18 protein-coding genes are annotated in these 20,143 nt (G+C 69.7%); 6 read left to right on the top strand and 12 right to left on the bottom strand.

All coding sequences use genetic code 11. From position 1 onward, the window contains the following. Positions 1–52: 52 nt before the first annotated feature. The 7 genes from truB to FZ033_RS06845 form a co-directional block, all read right to left on the bottom strand. Positions 53–1,144, bottom strand: a complete 1,092-nt coding sequence (gene truB, locus FZ033_RS06875; RefSeq protein ID WP_149575393.1) for a tRNA pseudouridine(55) synthase TruB — start codon at positions 1,142–1,144, stop codon at positions 53–55. Continuing rightward, complete coding sequence (rbfA, locus tag FZ033_RS06870; RefSeq protein ID WP_149575392.1) at positions 1,141–1,596, bottom strand: 30S ribosome-binding factor RbfA; 456 nt, start codon at positions 1,594–1,596, stop codon at positions 1,141–1,143. Before rbfA ends, truB begins: the two co-directional genes overlap by 4 nt. Positions 1,597–1,905: 309 nt before the next feature. Next, the gene (infB, locus tag FZ033_RS06865) at positions 1,906–5,154 is read right to left on the bottom strand and encodes a translation initiation factor IF-2 (RefSeq protein ID WP_149575391.1); all 3,249 of its coding nucleotides are present in this window, start codon (positions 5,152–5,154) and stop codon (positions 1,906–1,908) included. Further along, positions 5,151–5,870: an RNA-binding protein gene (locus tag FZ033_RS06860; protein WP_149575390.1), complete on the bottom strand. Its 720-nt coding sequence runs from the start codon at positions 5,868–5,870 to the stop codon at positions 5,151–5,153. Before FZ033_RS06860 ends, infB begins: the two co-directional genes overlap by 4 nt. Positions 5,871–5,898: 28 nt before the next feature. Further along, a complete protein-coding gene (gene nusA / locus FZ033_RS06855) occupies positions 5,899–7,494 on the bottom strand; it encodes a transcription termination factor NusA (protein ID WP_149575389.1) in 1,596 nt (531 codons plus the stop codon). Then, positions 7,494–8,360 carry a ribosome maturation factor RimP gene (gene rimP / locus FZ033_RS06850; RefSeq protein ID WP_149575388.1) on the bottom strand — a complete coding sequence of 289 codons (867 nt, stop codon included), beginning with the start codon at positions 8,358–8,360 and terminating at the stop codon, positions 7,494–7,496. Before rimP ends, nusA begins: the two co-directional genes overlap by 1 nt. Before the next feature lie 363 nt (positions 8,361–8,723). Beyond that, complete coding sequence (locus FZ033_RS06845) at positions 8,724–9,239, bottom strand: universal stress protein (RefSeq protein WP_149575387.1); 516 nt, start codon at positions 9,237–9,239, stop codon at positions 8,724–8,726. A 329-nt stretch (positions 9,240–9,568) separates the two neighbouring features. Here FZ033_RS06845 and FZ033_RS06840 point away from each other — a divergent pair, with 329 nt between their 5' ends. After that, entirely contained in the window at positions 9,569–10,018 is a 450-nt protein-coding gene (locus FZ033_RS06840) for a GlcG/HbpS family heme-binding protein (RefSeq protein ID WP_149575386.1), read from the top strand. Positions 10,019–10,162: 144 nt separating this feature from the next. Here the strand turns inward: FZ033_RS06840 and FZ033_RS06835 are convergent, their stop codons facing one another. Further along, a complete protein-coding gene (locus FZ033_RS06835) occupies positions 10,163–10,753 on the bottom strand; it encodes a malonic semialdehyde reductase (protein ID WP_149575385.1) in 591 nt (196 codons plus the stop codon). Positions 10,754–11,010: 257 nt separating this feature from the next. Between FZ033_RS06835 and FZ033_RS06830 the strand changes: the two genes are divergently transcribed. The 3 genes from FZ033_RS06830 (at position 11,011) to FZ033_RS06820 (ending at position 13,915) form a co-directional block, all read left to right on the top strand. After that, on the top strand, positions 11,011–12,306 hold the full coding sequence (locus tag FZ033_RS06830; RefSeq protein ID WP_149575384.1) for a pyridoxal phosphate-dependent aminotransferase: 1,296 nt from the start codon (positions 11,011–11,013) through the stop codon (positions 12,304–12,306). After that, a complete protein-coding gene (locus FZ033_RS06825) occupies positions 12,303–13,406 on the top strand; it encodes an AbrB family transcriptional regulator (RefSeq protein ID WP_188079352.1) in 1,104 nt (367 codons plus the stop codon). Before FZ033_RS06830 ends, FZ033_RS06825 begins: the two co-directional genes overlap by 4 nt. Before the next feature lie 98 nt (positions 13,407–13,504). Continuing rightward, positions 13,505–13,915 carry a DoxX family protein gene (locus tag FZ033_RS06820; RefSeq protein WP_149575382.1) on the top strand — a complete coding sequence of 137 codons (411 nt, stop codon included), beginning with the start codon at positions 13,505–13,507 and terminating at the stop codon, positions 13,913–13,915. Between the two features lie 128 nt (positions 13,916–14,043). On the opposite strand, the gene FZ033_RS06815 is transcribed toward FZ033_RS06820, so the two are convergent. Both FZ033_RS06815 and FZ033_RS06810 read right to left on the bottom strand, forming a co-directional pair. Then, positions 14,044–14,802 (bottom strand): M48 family metallopeptidase, encoded by a 759-nt coding sequence (locus FZ033_RS06815; RefSeq protein WP_232847355.1) that lies wholly within the window; start codon positions 14,800–14,802, stop codon positions 14,044–14,046. A 61-nt stretch (positions 14,803–14,863) separates the two neighbouring features. Then, a complete protein-coding gene (locus FZ033_RS06810; RefSeq protein WP_149575380.1) occupies positions 14,864–16,285 on the bottom strand; it encodes a polyhydroxyalkanoate depolymerase in 1,422 nt (473 codons plus the stop codon). Between the two features lie 218 nt (positions 16,286–16,503). Between FZ033_RS06810 and FZ033_RS06805 the strand changes: the two genes are divergently transcribed. Continuing rightward, positions 16,504–17,838, top strand: coding sequence for an ActS/PrrB/RegB family redox-sensitive histidine kinase (locus FZ033_RS06805; RefSeq protein ID WP_149575379.1), 1,335 nt, complete (start codon positions 16,504–16,506; stop codon positions 17,836–17,838). An 82-nt stretch (positions 17,839–17,920) separates the two neighbouring features. Continuing rightward, positions 17,921–18,475 (top strand): ActR/PrrA/RegA family redox response regulator transcription factor, encoded by a 555-nt coding sequence (locus FZ033_RS06800; protein ID WP_149575378.1) that lies wholly within the window; start codon positions 17,921–17,923, stop codon positions 18,473–18,475. 152 nt (positions 18,476–18,627) lie between these two features. Here the strand turns inward: FZ033_RS06800 and FZ033_RS06795 are convergent, their stop codons facing one another. Together FZ033_RS06795 and FZ033_RS06790 are read right to left on the bottom strand one after the other, a co-directional pair. Beyond that, the gene (locus FZ033_RS06795; RefSeq protein WP_188079351.1) at positions 18,628–19,104 is read right to left on the bottom strand and encodes an MmcB family DNA repair protein; all 477 of its coding nucleotides are present in this window, start codon (positions 19,102–19,104) and stop codon (positions 18,628–18,630) included. Continuing rightward, positions 19,101–19,979, bottom strand: a complete 879-nt coding sequence (locus FZ033_RS06790; protein WP_149575377.1) for a YihY/virulence factor BrkB family protein — start codon at positions 19,977–19,979, stop codon at positions 19,101–19,103. Before FZ033_RS06790 ends, FZ033_RS06795 begins: the two co-directional genes overlap by 4 nt. Positions 19,980–20,143 lie beyond the last annotated feature (164 nt).

Raw genomic sequence — 20,143 nt, 5'->3', positions numbered from 1 at the left:
TGCAATGCGCAGGATACGCTCAGCGCAGAATACGCTTAGCGCAGGGGCCAGCTCAGCGCTTGCCGCGGCGCTGGGGCTTCTTGTCCTTCTGGCCCCAGTTGAAGACGCGGTGGGGGAAGATCTCGCCCGCGTCCACGTCGCCGATGGCGATCAGGGCGCCCTGGCAGGTGATGGCGGCATGGCCCTGCACGATGGGCGCATCGCGCCCGCGCAGGATCACGCTCTGCCCGCAGCGCAGGCGGTGGGCGTCGGGCGGGGTCACTGCGATCTGCGGGATCTCCTCCAGCGCCAGCGCCACCGGGTCGAGGGCGTCCATCAGGGCTTCCTCGCCGGCCTCGGCGCGCTCGCGCATCTCGTCGAGGGGCACCAGATCCTCTTCCAGGAACGGGCCGACGCAGGCCCGGCGCAGGGCCGAGACGTGACCGCGCGCATCCAGCATGCGGCCGAGGTCGCGGGCGATGGCGCGCACGTAGGTGCCCTTGCCGCATTCCGCCTCCAGCACCGCATGGTCGGCGTCGGGGCGCTCCACCAGCTCGATGCGGAAGATGGTGACCGGACGGGGCTGGAGCACCACCTCCTCGCCCTCGCGGGCAAGGTCATAGGCGCGCTCGCCGCCGATCTTGAGGGCCGAATAGGCCGGCGGCACCTGCATGACCTCGCCCCGGAAGGCGGCCAGCGCTGCGACGATGTCCTCGTCCGTCGGGCGATGGTCGGAGGTGACCACGGCCTTGCCCTCGCTGTCGTCGGTGTCGGTCTCGACGCCGAAGCGCACCGTGAAGCGGTAGGTCTTGCGGCCGTCCATCACGTAGGGGACGGTCTTGGTGGCCTCGCCGAAGGCGATGGGCAGGCAGCCGGAGGCCAGCGGGTCCAGCGTGCCGGCGTGGCCGGCCTTGCGGGCGCCGAAAATGCGCTTCACCACCGCCACCGCCTGGGTGGAGGTCATGCCCGTGGGCTTGTCCAGCAGCACCCAGCCGTCCAGGTCGCGCTTGGGCGCGCGCGGACGGTTGTCCTGCTCGCGGGAGGCGCGCGGGGCTTCGGCACCGTCCGGCTGGACCTGCGCATCGGCCGCGACGGGCGCGGGCGGAATGTCGGCCTCGGCGGCGAGGATCGGGGCGGCGGCGTCGGCAGCAAAGGGGGCGGTCATTCGGCGTCGGTCTCTTTGTCGGTGTCGGTGGTGGCGTCCGAGGACGTGTCATCCGAGGAGGTGTCATCGAGGTCGCGCACCACCTTGGGCGAGCGCAGCAGGGCATCCATGCGGGCGCCCTCGTCGAACGAGGTGTCCTCGCGGAAGCGCAGCTCGGGCACGGATTTCAGCTCCATGCGGCGGCCGACCTCCAGGCGCAGGTAGCGGGCATTGGCCGCCAGCGCCTTGATCACCGGGGTGATGTCCTTGCCGCCGAGGGGCATGACGTAGCAGGTGGCGATCTTGAGGTCCGGCGACATGCGCACCTCGGGCACCGTGATGATGTGCGCGGTGAGCACCGGATCGGTGATGGCGCCGCGCTGGAGCACGTCGGCGAGCGCGTGGCGGACAAGCTCGCCCACGCGCAGCATGCGCTGGGAGGGGCCGCCCCCCGTGCGTGTATCAGGTTTCATGGGTCTAGAATGCCTTTGCGGGTGCCGGGCGTTGGCTGGACCTTGGCCGGGGCACCTTCTCCTTCAAAAGGGAGCGGACGGGTTTGGACCGTGCCGCTCCGGTTGGTTCTCTGTGCCCCCGACGCCTTGCGCCCTCTTCCGCTTGCGGATTGCGCATGAGGAAGAGGGGAGGGGCTGCGGTGGCGCCGCCGGAACCGTCGTCAGACGGTCCTGCCGGCGGATGCGCCTTCCCCCTCCCGACCCTCCCCCGCAGGCGGGAGAGGGCTCAACCCTGTGACGGGAGAAGGATTTGGCGACCTCGCGTCCGCCTCACAGCGAGCGCTGGATCACCTCGACGCGATAGCACTCGATCACGTCGCCCGCGCGCATGTCCTGGTAGTTCTCGAAGGACATGCCGCAATCCTGGCCCGCATGCACCACGTTCACCGCATCCTTGAAGCGGTTGAGCGTTGCAAGCTTGCCTTCGTGGATCACCACGTTGTCGCGGATGAGGCGGACATGCTGGCCGCGTTCCACGTTGCCGTCGGTGACCTGGCAGCCGGCCACCTTGCCCACCTTGGAGACCGCGAAGATCTCCTTGATGAGGGCGTTGCCCAGCATGGTCTCGCGGTTGATGGGCGCGAGCAGGCCGCTCATGGCCTTCTTCACGTCATCCACGAGGTCGTAGATGATGTTGTAGTAGCGGATCTCGATGCCCGCCCGCTCGGCCGCGTCGCGCGCTTCCTTGTTGGCGCGCACGTTGAAGGCGATGATCGCGGCGCCGGAGGTTTCCGCCAGCGTCACGTCGCTCTCGTTGATGCCGCCCGCTCCGGAATGGATGATGCGGGCCTGCACCTCGTCGTTGCCGACCTTCTCCAGGGCGCCGATGATGGCTTCCACGGAGCCGGACACGTCGCCCTTGATGATGAGGGGGAATTCCTTCCGCCCCGTGGCCTTCACCTGGCTCATCATCTGCTCGAGCGAGCCGCGCACGGTGGCGGACTTGGCCGCCGCCTTCTCGCGCTTCTGGCGCTGGCGGTAGTCGGTGATCTCGCGGGCGCGGGCTTCGTTCTCCACCACGGCGAGGCGGTCGCCCGCCTCCGGGGTGCCGTTGAAGCCCAGCACTTCCACCGGCAGGGACGGGCCGGCGGTGTCCACGTTGGCACCGGTGTCGGAGATGAGGGCGCGCACGCGGCCCCATTCGGCGCCGGCCACCACGATGTCGCCGACCTTCAGCGTGCCGCGCTGCACCAGGACGGTCGCCACCGGGCCGCGACCGCGGTCGAGCTTGGCTTCCACCACGGTGCCTTCGGCCGCGCGGTCCGGATTGGCGCGCAGGTCGAGCAGTTCCGACTGGAGCGCGATGGCCTCGAGCAGCTTGTCGAGGTTGAGGTGCTCCTTGGCGGAGACCTCCACTTCGAGCGTATCGCCGCCCATGGTTTCCACCTGCACTTCATACTGCAGCAGCTCGGAGCGCACGCGCTCGGGCTTGGCGCCGGGCTTGTCGATCTTGTTGATGGCCACGATCAGCGGCACCTTGGCGGCGCGCGCATGATTGATGGCCTCGATGGTCTGGGGCATCACGCCGTCGTCGGCCGCCACCACCAGCACCACGATATCCGTCACCTTGGCGCCGCGGGCGCGCATGGCGGTGAAGGCGGCGTGGCCGGGGGTGTCGATGAAGGTGATCTTGCTGCCCGAGGGCGAGGTCACCTGGTAGGCGCCGATGTGCTGGGTGATGCCGCCGGCCTCGCCGGAGACCACGTTGGCCTTGCGGATGGCATCCAGCAGCGAGGTCTTGCCGTGGTCGACGTGGCCCATGATGGTCACGACGGCCGGACGCGGCAGCAGGGTCTCCGGGGCGTCGGGCGTGTCGAACAGGCCCTCTTCCACGTCGGATTCCGAGACGCGGCGCACGGTGTGGCCAAGATCCTCGGCGATCAGCTGGGCGGTGTCCGCATCGACCACGTCCGTGATCTTCAGCATCTGGCCCTGCTTCATGAGCATCCGGATCACGTCCACGGCCCGCTCCGACATGCGGTTGGCGAGTTCCTGGATGGTGATGGTCTCGGGCAGGATGACTTCGCGAAGGATCTTTTCCTTGCTCTCCTGCACCCGGTGGCCGGTCATGCGCTGGGTGCGGCGGCGGAACGACGCGAGCGAACGCTGGCGCTCCTCCTCGCCCGACAGGGCGGTGACGAGGGTCAGGCGGCCGCGCTGCTTTTCCTGGCCGGCGGGGGCGCGGGGCACCTTCACCGGGGGCGCGACGCGCGCACCGGGGCCGCGACGGGCGGCACGGCGCTCCTCGTCCTCGGATTCGGCGGTGCCGGCCGGACGCGGCGACAGCGGCCGTGCGGTGGTGGCGGCAGCACCCGCCCCGGCGTTGCCGCCGGTGCTCGCGCCGGCGCCAGCCGGACGGTTGCCCTGCTCCTCGCCGCCGAAGCGCTTGCGCGCTTCCTGCTCGGCGCGGCGCTTGCTCTCGTCTTCCTGGGCGCGGCGGGATTCTTCCTCGCGCTTGCGGGCCTCGGCGGCCTCGCGCTCGGCACGCTCCACGCGCTCGCGCTCGGCGCGGCGCCGGGCCTCTTCCTCGGCGGCGCGGCGCTCTTCCGCCATGCGCCGCTCTTCCACTTCGCGGACGCGGGCGTCGGCAAGGGCGCTGGCGCGGGCGTTGCGCTCTTCCTCGGTCAGGGTGCGCAGCACCACGCCGGAGCCGCCGGGACGCTGCTGGGCGCCGGGACGGCCGGAGGGGCCGGTGCTGCCGGGGCGGCGGTCGGCGCCGGGGCCACCGGAGCGCGGCGGCTGGCCGGGACGGCCGGGAGGGCCACCGGCGCCGGGACGCTGGGACGCCTGGGAGCCGGAATGGGAACCGGGACGGCTGGATGCGCCGGCGGCGGTCCGCGGACCGTCGGAGCGGCCGCCCGTGGACGAACCGGGACGCGACGAAGCCGGCTTCGCCTCGGACGTAGCCGGAGCGGCAGCCCTGGGGGCGGCCGGCTTGGGCGTGGCAGCCTGAGGCGCAGGGGCCTGGGGCGCAGATGCCTGGGGGGCTTCGGCCGGTGCCGCCGCCGTGGGGGCGGACGGAGCCGGCTCGGCGACCGCCGGAGCGGGCGGCGCGACAACGGGGGCAGGCGCCGCAGGCGCCTCGACCACCGGAGCTGCCGGGGCCTTCGCCTCGACGGGCGCGGGCGCTTCAGTCTTGGGGGCAGGGGCTTCCGCAGCCGGGGCCACGGGGGCGCTCACCGGCGCCGGGGCGGCCGGGGCCTTCGCCTCAACCGGAGCCGGGGCGGGCGCGACAGGCGCGGGAGCAGGCGCTGCGGACGGAGCAGCGGCAGGCGCAGCCGGGCGCGGCGCGGCCGGTGCCGCTGCCGGAGCGGCCGGTGCCGCCTGCCCGGTACCCTGGCCGGCTGCTTCGCCGGGGGCGATGACGCGGCGCTTCACCTTCTCCACCACAACCGCCTTGGAGCGGCCGTGGCTGAAGCTCTGGCGCACCATGCCCTGCTCCACCGGGCGCTTCAGCGTGAGCGTCTTGCCGGTGGCGGGATGCAGCGTCTTGTCGCCTGGGGTCTTCGTATCGTTCATTCCGTATCCGTTCCTTGCATCCGACCGGTTACATGCGCGTGACCCTCGCCCTGCCCATGCTCTTCGATGTCGGACGTACCCGTCCGCCAGCGCAGGAGCTTGTGGCAGCGCTCGAGAAACCCTTCCGTCGTCGGATGCGCGAGCAGCGCCGCATGTACCACATTTGACCGCCCTAACGCCAAGTCCAATTCGATGCCGGTAAAGCAATCGACACTGGACACCTGGCGGGCGCCGGCATTTTCGACCTGGCGCGTGAGGGCCTTGAGCTTGCGCACCCCGTCCGGGCGTGCGTCCTGGGCGTGCAGGAGGACCCGCACGTCACCGGAGGCGAGAGCCGCCTCGACCTTCGTTGTGCCCGTCACCACCTTCCCGGCCTTGTTGGCCAGGGAGAGGGCGCTGCGGGCGTCCTTTTCCAGCAATGTATCCACGAGATTGGCAAGGTCGGGCGCCGTGGTGCCCTTGCCCTTGAAGGCGCGGCCGAAGACCTTGCGCTTCAGCGCGGTCTCGAGGTCGGCGCGGGTGGCGCTGATCCAGGCGCCACGGCCGGGCAGCCTACGGGTGATGTCCGGGACGATCGCGCCGTCCGGCCCCATCACGAAACGCAGCATGTCCGCGACCGGGGTGACCCGCCGGGTGGCAAGGCACAGGCGCGACAGGGGCGCTCGCGCCGCCGCAAGGCTGCGCAGTCCCCCGTCCGTCTCGTCCTCGTCCACCATAGCGGGCACCGTGTGTCATCTCCCGTTCTCAGGCTTCGCCGGCGGCGGCGTCATCGCCATCCGCAGCGGGTTCGTCTGCCTCGATCCAGCCGGCGGCGACGCGGGCCTGCATGACCAGGGCCTCCGCGTCCTCGCGGGACAGTTCGAAGCCGTCGAGGGCGCCGGCGTGGCGGACGGTCTCGCCGTCCTTGCGCTCGGTCCAGCCGACGAGGTCGTCGGTGGCGCAGCCGGCCAGGTCCTCGACGCTCTTGATGTCGTTCTCGCCGAACGCGACCAGCATCTTGGAGGTGACGCCGGGCACGGTCTTCAGGTCGTCGTCCACGCCCAGCTCGGTGCGGCGGGCGTCGAGCGCCTCTTCCACCTCGGCGAGGTGCTTCAGGGCGCGAGCCTGGAGCTCGGCGGCGGTGTCCTCGTCGAAGCCCTCGATGGAGGCAAGCTCCTGAAGCTGGACGTAGGCGATCTCCTCCACCGAGGTGAAGCCCTCGGAGGTGAGCAGCTGGCCCATCATCTCATCGAGATCGAGGGCCTCGGCGAACATCTTGGTGCGCTCGGCGAATTCCTTCTGGCGCCGCTCGCTCTCCTCCTGCTCGGTCATGATGTCGATGTCCCAGCCGGTGAGCTGGGTGGCGAGGCGCACGTTCTGGCCGCGACGGCCGATGGCCAGCGACAGCTGGGCGTCGGGCACCACCACCTCGATGCGCTCGCGGTCTTCGTCGAGCACCACCTTCACCACCTCGGCGGGGGCGAGGGCGTTGACGATGAAGGTGGCGATGTCCGGGTTCCAGGGGATGATGTCGATCTTCTCGCCCTGCAGCTCGTTCACCACCGCCTGCACGCGCGAGCCGCGCATGCCGACGCAGGCGCCGACGGGGTCCACCGACTGGTCGCGGGAGATGACCGCAATCTTGGCGCGGGAGCCGGGATCGCGCGCCACCGCCTTGATCTCGACGATGCCGTCGTAGATCTCGGGCACTTCCTGCGCGAACAGCTTGGCCATGAACTGGGGATGGGTGCGCGACAGGAAGATCTGCGGCCCGCGCGGCTCGCGGCGCACGTCGTATACGTAGGCGCGGATGCGGTCGCCGGTCTTCACTGTCTCGCGCGGCAGAAGCTCGTCGCGGCGCAGGATGCCTTCACCACGGCCGAGGTCCACCACCACGTTGCCGTACTCGACCCGCTTGACGAGGCCGTTCACCACATCGCCGATGCGGTCCTTGTATTCGTCATACTGCCGGTCGCGCTCGGCCTCGCGCACCTTCTGCACGATCACCTGCTTGGCGCTCTGCGCGGCGATGCGGCCGAAGTCGAACGGGGGCAGGGTGTCGGCGATGGTGTCGCCGACCTGCGCCGCCGGATTGTGGCGGCGGGCGCCGTCCAGGGTGATCTCGGTGGCGGTGTTCTCCACCTCGTCCACCACCAGCAGGTGGCGGGCCAGACGCAGCTCGCCGGTCCTGGCGTTGATGTCCGCGTGGATGTCCGTCTCCTGGCCGTAGCGCGAGCGCGCGGCCTTGGCGATGGCATCTTCCATGGCGGCAATCACGATGCTGCGGTCGATGGACTTTTCCCGCGCGACCGCATCGGCGATCTGCAGCAGTTCCAGCCGGTTTGCGCTGACGGCAACCATCAGTGCGTCTCCTTCACGGTGCTGGCGTTGGCCGAGGACGCGGCCGTTTCCAGGCCGGCCTTCTTCTTGGCGTTGGATTTCTTGGGTGAAGCCTTCTTGCCCTTGGCCTTGCGGCCGACGAGCTTGTTGCCGCCGTCCTTGCGCGAGGGACCCCTGTAGGGCGCCGCCGGCTGGGGGGTGGCCTCGGCCTCGACGAAGGTCTCGTCGTCGTCCTGGTCCTCGGCGTCCACGCCGGTGCCTTCCACGTCCTCTCCGTCCTCGCCGTCGAGGAAGGCTTCCGCGTCCTCGTCGATGGCCTGGCCGGCAGCCTTGGCGGCGCGCAGGGCCTCGCGGATGAGGGCGTCGGTGAGCATGAGCTTGGCGTCGTGGATGTCGGCCACCGGCAGGCGCACGGTGGGCTCCTCCGTGGCCGGCGCATCGAGGCGGCGGACCACGGCGATACCGTCCTCGGCGCCGATCAGGATGCCGCGGAAGCGCTTGCGGCCGTCCACGGGACGGGCCATCTCCACCTTCACCTCATGGCCGGCCCAGCGGACGAAGTCCGACTGGCGCACCAGCGGCCGGTCGATGCCGGGGGAGGACATTTCCAGGCGGTAGGCGCTGGAGATGGGGTCTTCCACGTCGAGCACCGGAGACAAGGCGCGCGAGGCAGCCTCGCAATCGTCGATGCTCATGGTGCCGTCGGGACGCTCGGCCATGATCTGCAGCGTGCCGCCGTCGCGGTTCGTCACCTTCACGCGCACCAGTCGGTAGCCGAGCGCGCCGAGCACGCCAGAGGCGATGGCAGCCACGCGGGCGGCCACCCCGGTTTCGGTGATGAGGCGCGGCTCGTTGGGATCGTCGAGCACGGCTTGGATCTCGGTCATGTCCCTCCAGGACAGCTGAACTGCGGCCGTTCTCGGCCGGTGGGCACGCGGCGGTTCGGCACCGGCGCCCGGATAGTGCGCAAGAGGCGAAGCCGACCCGGTGGATTGGACCTGGTCGGCGGATCCGTCTCTCAGTTCTCCCCCTGCGGCCCGGCAGCGAACTCTCCGGTGAGACCGGATAAGCAGAAACGGAGCGGGTCCCGGCGGGGACCCACTCTCATCACCTTCGACTGCGATGGCGCTGAGGCATCCCTCATCAGGGACGGCGCTAATATAGACGGAAATGCCAAACGCGCAAGCGCAGCGTCAGGGCATCCGAGCGTGCGGTTGCGCTCAGGTTCCGGCGACGCCGGCTCCCCGCGCTCAGGCGATGGCGTCCAGCTCGGCGTCGGTGAGCACGCCGGGCACGATGGTGATGGGCACCGGGAACCGCGCCGCATGCCCGGCCGCCAGCACGGTGACCAGCGGGCCGGGACCCTCCTTGCCGACGCCGGCCGCCAGCACGAGGATGGCGATATCGTGATCCTCCGCGATCACCCGGGCGATGGCCTCGGCCGGGGCCCCTTCCTTGATCACCAGATCGGGCGTGATGCCGGCCACCTGGCGGGCGCGGGCGACGAATTTCTGGAGCCGCGCCTCCATCTCCTCATGGGCCTCCGCGCGCATGAGGTCGGCGACGCCAAGCCATTGCTGGGCCACGCCCTCCAGCTCCAGCACGCCGAGCAGGACCAGGCCGCCTTGCGTGCCGGCGGCGCGGCGGGCGGCATAATAGATGGCGCGGTCGCATTCGGGGGTGTCGTCCACCACCACCAGGAATTTGCGGCGGTGGCCGGGCTCCCGGCTGCGGCGGGGCGTTGTTGGTTGCGGCGTTGTGGTCATGGCAGCGGCCGGAGGGGCGCCGGGCGGACCGGGGGGCGGGAAGGACGGCGCATCGAGAAGGCCCAGATGGGGCGCCGTGGGGCGCGAGGAACCGGCAGACCGGCCCATGGTGCCATGCCGGCCCCGCCGAGGGGGAGGAAAATGTCGGGTGCGGCCGATCGTGCCGGGGCGCGGCATCGGGGGGATTGGCGAGGCGACGGCGGCAAGACTGCATTGCCGGTCACGACAGCGCTTCGCGATTCAACGCCACGCGAATCTGCTCTAAAGACGGGCTCTCGGTTCCCGCAAGACCGGCGGCCGCGCGGCGCGCATGCCGGAAGGAGAGGCCCATGACCAGCACAGCCACCGACCTCAGCCTGGAGGCGGCGCAGACCATCGTCGCCGCAGCGCTTGCCCACGCCCGCGCCGGCGCCATGAACCCGCTCGCGGTGTGCGTGCTCGATGCCCGCGGCGCGCTCAAGGCCTATGCGGCGGAGGATGGCACCAGCCTCAATCGCGGCGAGATCGCCCGTGGCAAGGCCAACGGCGCGCTGGCGCTGGGCATGGGGTCGCGGTCCCTGTTCAAGCGGGCCAAGGACCAGCCCTTCTTCATCTCTGCCGCCACCTCGGCCATCGGCGGCTCGCTGGTCCCGGTGCCGGGCGGCGTGCTGATCCGTTCCGCGGCGGGCAGCATCATCGGCGTGGTGGGTATTTCCGGCGACACCTCGGACAATGACGAGGCGAGCGCCCTCGCCGGCATCACCGCCGCCGGCCTCGTGGGCGATCCCGGCCAGGACTGAGGACGGAAAAAGGCCCGGCGGATCGCGCCGGGCCTTTTCATGCATATCAACGGCCCCGGTCTTTGACCGGCGCCGAGAGGGTGTCGCTCAAACGCCGCGCGGGCTTATGCCCCTGCCGATGAGTCAAGCTCAGCGGCATGAGTATCAGACGATCTGCGCGGCGTCGGCGAAGGCGAGGCGCGGCAGGCGGGGCATCACCTTCTCCGGGTCGCCGTGGCCGATGGCGGCGATGAAATTGGTCTTCACCGTGCCGCCGGGGAAGAATTCCGCATCCACCTTGGCCGCGTCGAAGCCGGACATGGGACCCACATCCAGCCCCAGCGCCCGCGCCGCGAGGATGAGATAGGCACCCTGCAGCGAGGAGTTGCGGAAGGCGTGGGGCTCGATGGCCGCCGGATTGTTCACGAAGACATCGCGGAAGCCCGGATTGTGCGGGAACACCTCGGGGATCTTGTCGTGGAAGGCGAGGTCGTAGCCGATGATGGCGATGACCGGCGCGGCGAGCGCCTTCAGGTTGCCCTGCGACAGGGCCGGGCGCAGGCGCTCCTTGGCCTCGGCGCTGGAAACGAAGACGAAGCGGGCGGGCTGGGTGTTGGCCGAGGTGGGGCCATACTTGACCAGATCGTAGAGGGCGCGGACTTCCGCCTCGGTCACCGGCTGGTCGGTCCAGCCGTTCTGCGAGCGGGCTTCGAGGAACAGGCGGTCGATGGCGGCCTGGTCGATCTTGGTGGTCATGCTGAGATGTCCTTGGGGCAGCCGTGGCGCGCCGAGAACCTGATGCCGCGCGTCCCGGATCGGGGAGTGTCGCCATGCACTTAGGCTGGCTTGGGCGACGGTACAATGGCCCGGCTTGCAAGCGCGCCCTTGCAGCGGTGCACGCGGGCTGGCATCAGCGCTGCTGATCGGTTCTCCACCGCAATTGATGGGTGCTCCGCCGCCGAAGCCTCTATAAGTCGCGGCCTGTCCCGATCGCCCCGTTCCGCGAGCCTGCCATGAATTCGCGTGCGTTCCCTACGCCTGAAGATCCTTCCTCCACTGCGTGCCCCCACCTGCCGCTGACGCCCGTCGGCGCGGGGGAAGACCCCTATCTGGAGCGGGTGCGCGACCATATCCGCACCCTGCCCGAGAGCGGCATCGTGGAGGTGATGAATTACGGCCGCGACCGGCCCGGCATGATCCCGCTCTGGGCCGGGGAGGGGGATGTCGCCACCCCGCCCTTCATCTGCGAGGCCGCCGCGACGGCGCTGCACGCGGGTGAGACCTTCTACACCTGGCAGCGCGGCCTGCCGGAACTGCGCGGCGCCATCGCCCGCTACATGGCGCGCACCTATGGCGTTCCGGAAAATCCGGACCGCTATTTTGTCACCGGCTCGGGCATGCAGGCGATCCATATCGCGCTGGCCATGGCGGCGGGGGCGGGGGACGAGGTGATCATTCCTTCCCCGTCGTGGCCCAATGCCGCCGCCGCGGCGCAGAAGGCGGGGGCGCGGCCGGTGTACGTGCCCTTCGCCTATGGCAAGGACGGCTTCAGCCTGGACCATGAGCGGCTGGCGGAGGCGATCACGCCGCGCACCCGCGCCATCTTCCTCAACACTCCGGCCAATCCCACCGGCTTCGTGGCCACCCACGACGACCTGAAGGCGGTGTTGGCGCTGGCCCGTCGGCACGGCCTGTGGATCATCGCCGACGAGATCTACGGCCGTTTCTATTATGGCGAGGAGGCCCGAGCGCCCTCCTTCCACGATGTGATGGACGAGGACGACCACATCCTGTTCGTGCAGACCTTCTCCAAGAACTGGGCCATGACCGGCTGGCGCGTGGGCTGGATCGAGGCCGACCCGCGCCTTGGGCAGGTGATCGAGAACCTGATCCAGTATTCCACCTCCGGCGTCGCCGCCTTCATGCAGCGCGGCGCGGTGGCGGCGCTCGATCAGGGCGAGGATTTCGTCGCCCAGCAGATCGCCCGCGCCCGCAAAGGCCGCGACCTCGTCGCCGACGCGCTGATCGCCACCGGAAAGGTAGATCTGGTGAAGCCGCCCGGCGCCTTCTACCTGTTCTTCGGCATCGAGGGCCGGAGCGACGTACGCAGCCTCGGTCTCACTTTGGTGGACGAAGCCAATGTGGGCCTTGCCCCCGGCACTGCCTTCGGTCCCGGCGGGGAAGGTTTCATGCGCCTGTGCTTCGCCCGGGGCGATGCCCAGCTTGCCGAGGCGAGCCGCCGCCTCGTGGCGTGGCTGACGGGAGATCGGCTCACGGGAGATGGGCTCACGGGAGCAGGCGCGGCGTGAGTTCGCTCGCCTATCAGCTGCGGTCGGCCGTCGCGGCTGCGGTAACCTTGGGGGCGGGCGCCCTCGGTGGCGGCGTGTTCGCCGCCCTGGGCCTGCCCGCGGCCTGGATCTCCGGCGCGCTGGTGGTGTCCATCGCTCTCGCCGTGGCGGGGGTGCGGATCGCCGTGCCCGAATGGATCCGCTTCCTGGCCTTCATCGTGCTCGGCACCTCCATGGGCACGGCGCTGACGCCGGAAACCTTCGCTCGCGCCGCCACCTGGCCGGTGAGCATGGCGTGCCTCGGGGCCAGCGTGCTCGCCACCATGGCGGGGGGCGCCCTGTTCCTCAATCGCGTCGCCGGCTGGAGCCGGGAGACCGCCTTCTGGGCCTCCGCCCCCGGCGCCTTCGGCACGGTTGTGGCCATGGCCGCCGACACCAAAGCGGACCTGCGCAAGGTGGCGTTCGCCCAGTCCCTGCGCCTGTTCCTGCTGGTGGCGGCCCTGCCCAATGTGCTGGGCGCTGCCGGGCTCACGGCCGGTGGCCTGCCGCCGCCGCCCCATGTCTCGACGGCGCTGGAGGTGGCGATCCTCCTCGGCGTCTGCGTCACCACCGGGCTCGGCGCGGCATGGCTGAAGGTGCCGGGCGGGCTCATCCTCGGCGCGCTTGCCGGCAGCGCGGCGCTGCACGCCACCAGCCTCTCCAGCGCCGTGCTGCCGCAAGCCTTCATCGTACCCGCCTTCGTGGTGCTGGGGGCGAGCGTGGGGGTGCGCTTCCTCGGCACCACGCTGGGCACCATCCGCGCCTATTTCTTCGCCTCGCTGGGGGCCTTCCTGGTGGCGGTGAGCATCTCCACCCTGTTCGCCCTGCTGGCGGCCTGGCTCACCGGGGATGATCTCGGCAAGCTCGTCACCGCCTTCGCCCCCGGCGCGCTGGAGGCCATGACCGCGCTGGGCTTCGCCCTCGGCTACGACCCCGCCTTCATGAGCGCCCACCATTTGTTCCGATTCGCAGGCCTTTCGGTGGCCCTGCCGGTGGCGGCGCGGCTGCTGTTCGCTGCGGTGGAGGAAGCGGAAGGTGTGACACGGCACGCCGGGCCGTCGGGAGGCGAGCACACGAAATAGTGTTCCGCTGCGTCAGTCCGGCGCTTGCCCACGCGCGCGATCCGCTCCTAACAAGCCTCACCTTTCGTCATTATGGCGGTAAGCTGAGGAGAACGGGTTTGCGTATTCTTGATGATTTGGCTTTGCTCGCGGGCCGGCTGCTGGTGGCCTCCCTGTTCCTGCCTGCGGGCATCGGCAAGATCGGCAACGTCGCCGGCTTCGCCGCGAGCCTCGCCGCCAAGGGCGTGCCCATGCCGACCCTGATGGCCTATCTGACCATCGCGGTGGAAGTGGGCGGCGGCCTGCTGCTGATCCTCGGCGTCATTCCGCGCATCGTGGCGGTGGTGCTGGCCGGCTTCGTGGTGATCGCCACCGCCACCTCGCACCTGTTCTGGCTGATCCCGGATCCGGCCGCAGCCGCCGGCCAGCAGATCCACTTCTTCAAGAACGCGGCCATCATCGGCGGCCTGCTGGTCTATTTCGCCGCCGGCCCAGGCCGCTTCGCCCTCGGCCGCAAGGAATGGAACTGAGCGGTCGGCAGGGCTTGAGCGGGACCTAGAGCGATTTCCGCTCGCCTTGGCTCACGGAAGTCGCTCTAGAACCTTGCGTTAACGCGTTTTCTTCACGCGAACCGGTGTCCACTTCGCTCGAAAACGCTTTAGTCCCCGCCGTAGCGGTGGAGGTCGGAGCCGTGGCGGCGCAGCCAGGCTTCGGCCTCCCGGCGGTTCGGGCACACCTGCTCCACCAGCCGCCAGAAGCGCGGGCCGTGATTCATCTCCAGCCGGTGGGCGACTTCGTGGGCGGCCAGATAGTCCAGCACGAAGGGCGGCGCCATGACGAGCCGCCACGAGAAGGACAGGTCGCCCCGTGCCGAGCACGAGCCCCAGCGGCTCGCGGTATCGCGCAGGGTGATGCGGCCCACCTCCACCTTCAGCGCGCCCGCATAATGCTTGACCGCGGCGACCAGCGCCTGCCGCCCTGCGCGTTTGAGGTAGTCCTGCACCCGCCGCGCCAGGTGGGGCGCCTCGCCCGCCACATGCAGGGCGGGCTGGCCATCGGCGTCCGGCGCCACCCAGACGGTGCCGCGCGCGTGCGGGCAATGGACGATGCGATGGGGCGTGCCGTGGATGGGGATGAGCGCGCCGGGCTCGAACGGCACCTTTTCCGGCAGGCGCACCAGGCGCACGCGCACCCATTCGCGCTGGCGCTGCACGAAGTCGCGGGCGAAGGCGAGGGGCACGTGGGGCGGGGCGGTGAGCGTCACATCCCGGGAGGCGGCGCGCACACGCAGGGTGAGCCTCCGGGCTTGCGGGTGCCGACGTACCGCCACGCGCAACAGCCCGTCATCGAGCATCAGCTCGATCCATTCCGCCGCCCGTGGTGCGGGCGGCCTGGGGTCCTGGCGGCGAAACAGCATGGGGACAACCGGGGCGAGGTTACCTCCGCATCTTCCCCCCATTCGCTTCGCCCTGCCAGTGCTAAGTCGGAGCAACTCGGGGATAAAAGGCGGTCACATTCGTGTTGAGGGAAAACACGTCGGGACCGTCCTCCACCGCCTCGGGGGCCGGCCGGGCGCTGGGCGCGTGGGCGGTGGCGCCGCGGGGCAGCTCCTGGGACAGGATGAAGTCGGCGATGCGCGGGGCGATCTCCGAGCGGAAGCGCGAGCCGTTGAACACGCCGTAATGGCCGACGCCCGGCTGCTCGTAATGGGCGCGCTTGTCCTCGGGAATGCGCGGGCAGATCTTGTGCGCCGCCTTGGTCTGGCCGATGCCGGAGATGTCGTCCTTCTCGCCTTCCACCGTCATCAGCGCGACGCGGTGGATGGCGTCGGGCTTCACCGGCTGGGAATGGTGCAGGATCTCGCCCTTCGGCAAGGCGTGGGTGATGAACACGTTCTCAACCGTTTCGATATAGAACTCGGCCGTCAGGTCCATCACCGCCAGATACTCGTCGTAGAAGTCGCGATGCTTCTCGGCCGAATCGCCGTCGCCCTGCACCAGATGGTGGAACAGGTCCCAATGGGCCTGGAGGTGGCGGTCGAGATTCATGGACATGAAGCCGTTCAGCTGCAGGAAGCCGGGATAGACCTCCCGCATGGCGCCGGCATGGGGCCACGGCACGGTGGTGAGCACGTGGCGCTTGAACCAGTCGATGCCGCGATCCTTGGCGAGGGCATTCACCGCCGTCGGCGCCTCGCGGGTGTCGATGGGACCGCCCATGAGGATCATGGACTTGGGCACGAAGGGATCTTCCTCCGCCTCCATGCGCGCCACCGCCATCATCACCGGCACCGCCGGCTGGCACACCGCCATCACGTGGCAGTCACCGCCCATGCGATGGAAGATGGCGATGAGGTAGTCCACATAGTCCGACAGGCTGAAGCGCCCTTCGGTGAGGGGCACCAGCTTGGCGTCCACCCAGTCGGTGACATAGACATCGTGGGTGGGCAGCATGGCTTCCACCGTGCCGCGCAGCAAAGTGGCGTGGTGGCCGGACACCGGGGCGACGATGAGCAGGCGCGGCTGCGGTCCGCGCGGCGGATATTCGAACGCGCGCTCGAAATGCAGCAGGTTGCAGAACGGGCGCTGCCACACGGTGTTGATGTGCACCGGCACCTTCTGCCCGCCCACGGTGGTGTGGGTGATGCCCCAGTCCGGCTTGCCGTAGCGTCGCGTGGTGCGCTCGAACAGCTCGCAGGCGGCCGCCATGGACTTGCCGAGGGTGGTGTGGGACACCGGATTGATCGGGTTGTTGAGGACCGCCCGGCTGGCATCCGCCACCGCCCGCGACGGGTTGAGCGCGGCGTACCCCATCTCGTACATCCAGTAGAGCGGGGTCGACAGGCCGACGTCACCCTGGCGCGGCAAACGCAGCGCGCTCGCGAACTCACCGATTGCCATCTGCGCTCCTCGCGATTAGTGCGCTCCGTTACGGGTGGCGCCTTATCCGAAACGTGAGCGCACTTGCAGGTTTGGTCAATGCCGACAAAAGACATAGAGTCCGCTTCGCGCAAGCTTGTGGTATCTGGGCCACTGTTCCCTTGCATCACCTTGGGGAATGCAGGGACTCCATGCCGTGCGGACTGCCTTCAAGTCGCTGATCGGAAAGGCGCACTCTCATGAGCACCGCCTTCGTCACGCCGCCCCACGGCCGCTCCTTCGGGCTGCGCCTCGACACGCTGATTCGCCTGCGCTGGCTGGCGGTGTCCGGGCAGATCCTGGCGCTGGTGGTGGTGAACCTCGGGCTCGGCTTTCCGCTGCCGCTGACCCCCTGCCTTGCCGTGGTGGGCCTGTCGGCGCTGGTGAACGTGCTGCTGCGGGTAAAATATCCGGTGGCCCGCCGGCTCGGCGATGCCGCCGCCGGGCCGCTGCTCGCCTACGACGTGCTCCAGCTCACCGCCCTTCTCTACCTCACCGGCGGGCTGAAGAACCCGTTCGTGCTGCTGTACCTCGCCCCGGTCATGATCTCCTCCACCGCCCTGTCCTGGAGCACCACGGTGCTTTTGGGCGTGCTCGCGGTGACCTGCGCGGGAACGGTGGGCCTGTGGGCGCGGCCGCTGCCTTGGGCGGGCGGCAACCTGCCGGTGCTGCCGGACCTCTATCTCGCCGGCATCTGGGTGTCCCTGTCGGTGGCGGTGGGCTTCATCGGCCTCCACGCCTGGCGGGTGGCGGAAGAGGCGCGGGAGCTGGCCGACGCCTTGGCCGCCACCGAGCTGGTGCTGGCGCGCGAGCAGCACCTGTCCGCCATCGACGGCCTCGCCGCCGCCGCCGCCCACGAACTGGGCACGCCGCTCTCCACCATTGCCCTGGTGGTGAAGGAGATGCAGCGCGCCATGACCGCGAACGATCCCCTCGCGGAGGACGTGGCGCTGTTGCGCGACCAGGCCAACCGCTGCCGCGACATCCTGCAGAAGCTCACGTCCTTAAGTTCGGGCGACGCGCCGTTCGATCGCATGCCGCTGGCCCTGCTGCTGGAGGAAGTGGTGGAGCCGCACCGCAATTTCGGCATCGCCATCAATGTGCAGGTGAAGGACGATCCGGACGCGCCGGTGATCGCCCGCAATCCCGGCCTGCTCTACGGCCTGGGCAATCTGGTGGAGAATGCGGTGGATTTCGCCGCCACGCGGGTGGATATCAGCGCCCAGTGGAGTCTCGCCGGCCTCGACATCGTGGTGGCAGACGACGGGCCGGGCTTTTCGCCGGAGGTGAGCGGGCGCATCGGCCAGCCCTATGTGACATCCCGTGCCCGCGACCGGTTGGAAGAGGACGGCGAAAGCGGTCTCGGCCTCGGTTTCTTCATTGCCAAGACCCTACTCGAGCGGACCGGGGCGACCCTGAGCTTCCAGAACCGTTTCCCGCCCGAGACCGGCGCCGTCATCCGCATGCATTGGCCGCGCAAGGCGCTGGCCATCGAGACGGATGAATACGCGACAAAGGGACGCGGATCGGATTAATCTACCAGGCAGGCGGCGTAGAAAGCCGCAGCCAGTTCTGTTCGTAACCGGCCCTGCCGGAACTGGATTTGAGGAAGACGTTATGAATGAGACGACGCCGCCCGACGTAGGGGAAGACCGGTCGGTTCTGATCGTGGACGACGACCGTTCCTTCCTGCAGCGTCTCGCGCGGGCCATGGAAGCCCGCGGCTTCGAGGTGGCCACGGCGGAGACGGTGGCCGACGGCCTCGCCCGCGTGGAAGCCTCGGCCCCGGCCTATGCGGTGGTGGACATGCGCCTCGGCGACGGCACCGGGCTCGACGTGATCTCGGCGCTGAAGCGGCACCGGCCCGGCGCGCGGGCCATCGTGCTCACCGGCTACGGCAACATCGCCACGGCGGTGACGGCGGTGAAGCTGGGCGCGGTGGACTATCTGGCGAAGCCTGCGGATGCCGACGACGTGGTGGCCGCGCTACTCGCCAGCGCCGACCACAAGCCGATCCCGCCGGAAAACCCCATGTCCGCCGACCGGGTGCGGTGGGAGCATATCCAGCGCGTCTACGAATTGTGCGGCCGCAACGTCTCCGAGACCGCCCGCCGCCTCTCCATGCACCGCCGCACCCTCCAGCGGATCCTGGCCAAGCGCGCACCGCGGTAGCGGCCCGCGCAGGGGAGGGACTCGGCGCGCCGCGTTGCGGTAGGGGCGCGCGTCCCATTTTGAAAGCTGCCGCTGGGACCGGGAACGATGTGAATCTTCCTCCGCAAGCGGGAGAGGGAGCGGCGTCCGGCCCCGGTTTGCTGGAAACCGCGCTACATCAGCCCCCGGAGCAGCTCCGGGTCATAGAGCACGGCCAGGCGGGTGGCGGCGGCGCGGGCGAAGCGCAGGGTCAGGGCCTTGCGGGTGGCCGGCGCCAGCGGATGCACCGGCGGCTGGCGCAAGCATTCCGCTCCGAAGGCGTCCGCCACCAGCAGCCCGGTCTCCTCCGGCAGGATCTCGATCGGGAAATCGAGCGGCACGGCGAACAGCAGCCGGTCGCAGAAGGCGCGGTATTCCGGCCACTTGGCGTCGGTGCGGAAATCCACCACCGACGACTTGATCTCGATGATGGTGATCTCGCCCTTCGGCCCCAGCGCCAGGATGTCCGCCCGCCGCCCCGTCACCAGCGCGAATTCCGGAATGCCGGCGAGCCCGGCCAGCGCCAGATGCCGCAGCACGCCGCGCTGCACGGCCCGCGCCGTCTCCGACTGGCGCCCGTCCGGCCGCAGCTCTGGCAGCAGATCCCTCACGGCTTGGATTCCACGGGGGTGGCCCCCGCTTCGGCCTCGGCGGGGGTGGCGGCAAAGCCGCGCTTGATGGCGGCGTTGAGCTCGCCGCCGAACACGAAGATGGATGCCGTGAGGTACAGGAAGACCAGGGCGATCATCACCGAGGCGAGGCCGGCATAGGTGGTGACATAATTGGCGGGGAATTCGGCGAGGTAGAAGCCGAAGGTAGTGGCCGCCACCAGCCACAGCACCAGCGTGACGAGGATGCCCGGCGCCACCTCGGCGAGCGAGCGCCGCCCCGCCGGCAGCCACAGATGGGCCACCACCAGCGACACCACCAGGATGATGGAGGTGGCGCCGAAGCGGATCAGGGTGATGGCGCCCGAGAACGGCTTGAGCGCCGGCACCTGCGCCACCGCCGCCTGCCACAGCAGCGGCCCCAGCACCACCAGGAACGACAGGGCCAGCATGGAGACGGCGGCCAGCAGCACGTAGCCGATGGATTCCAGCCTGAGCCAGTACCAGGAGCGCATCTCCTTCACCCCATAGGCGCGGTTGAGGCCGATGCGCAGGCTCTCGATGCCGTTGGAGGAGAAGTAGATGGCGAGCACCACGCCATAGGTGAGCACGTCGGTGCGCACCTGGTTCACCACATTGTAGATCTCGCGAGAGATCGGCCCGGCCACCTGCTGGGGCCAGGTCTCCAGGATCAGCTGGATGGTCTCGTTGGCCAAAGGCTGGAGGTTGAGGAAGCCGGCCAGCGCAGTCACGAAGATCAGGAACGGGAACAGCGACATCAGCGCCGACAGGGCGATATGGCTGGCGATCGCCCAGCCGTCGTCGGCGGCGAAGGTCCAGAACGCATCCAGCGGAATATGGATGATGCGCCGCAGCATAAAGACTCCCGTTTCCTCCCACATCGGGCTTTCCTCCGCGATTGGCAAGCGCGCGCCCCGCGCGCCTCCTGTGCGTCCTCTGCGCGCCCGCGTGCATTCCGTGCACTCCGCACCTGTTGGCGAAGGGCGGGGCCATGGGATAGGAACGGGGCAGGCGGCACCTG

This window comes from Xanthobacter oligotrophicus (genome assembly GCF_008364685.1).
Taxonomy (GTDB): Bacteria; Pseudomonadota; Alphaproteobacteria; order Rhizobiales; family Xanthobacteraceae; genus Xanthobacter; species Xanthobacter oligotrophicus.
This window is presented reverse-complemented; position numbering and strand designations above follow the sequence as displayed.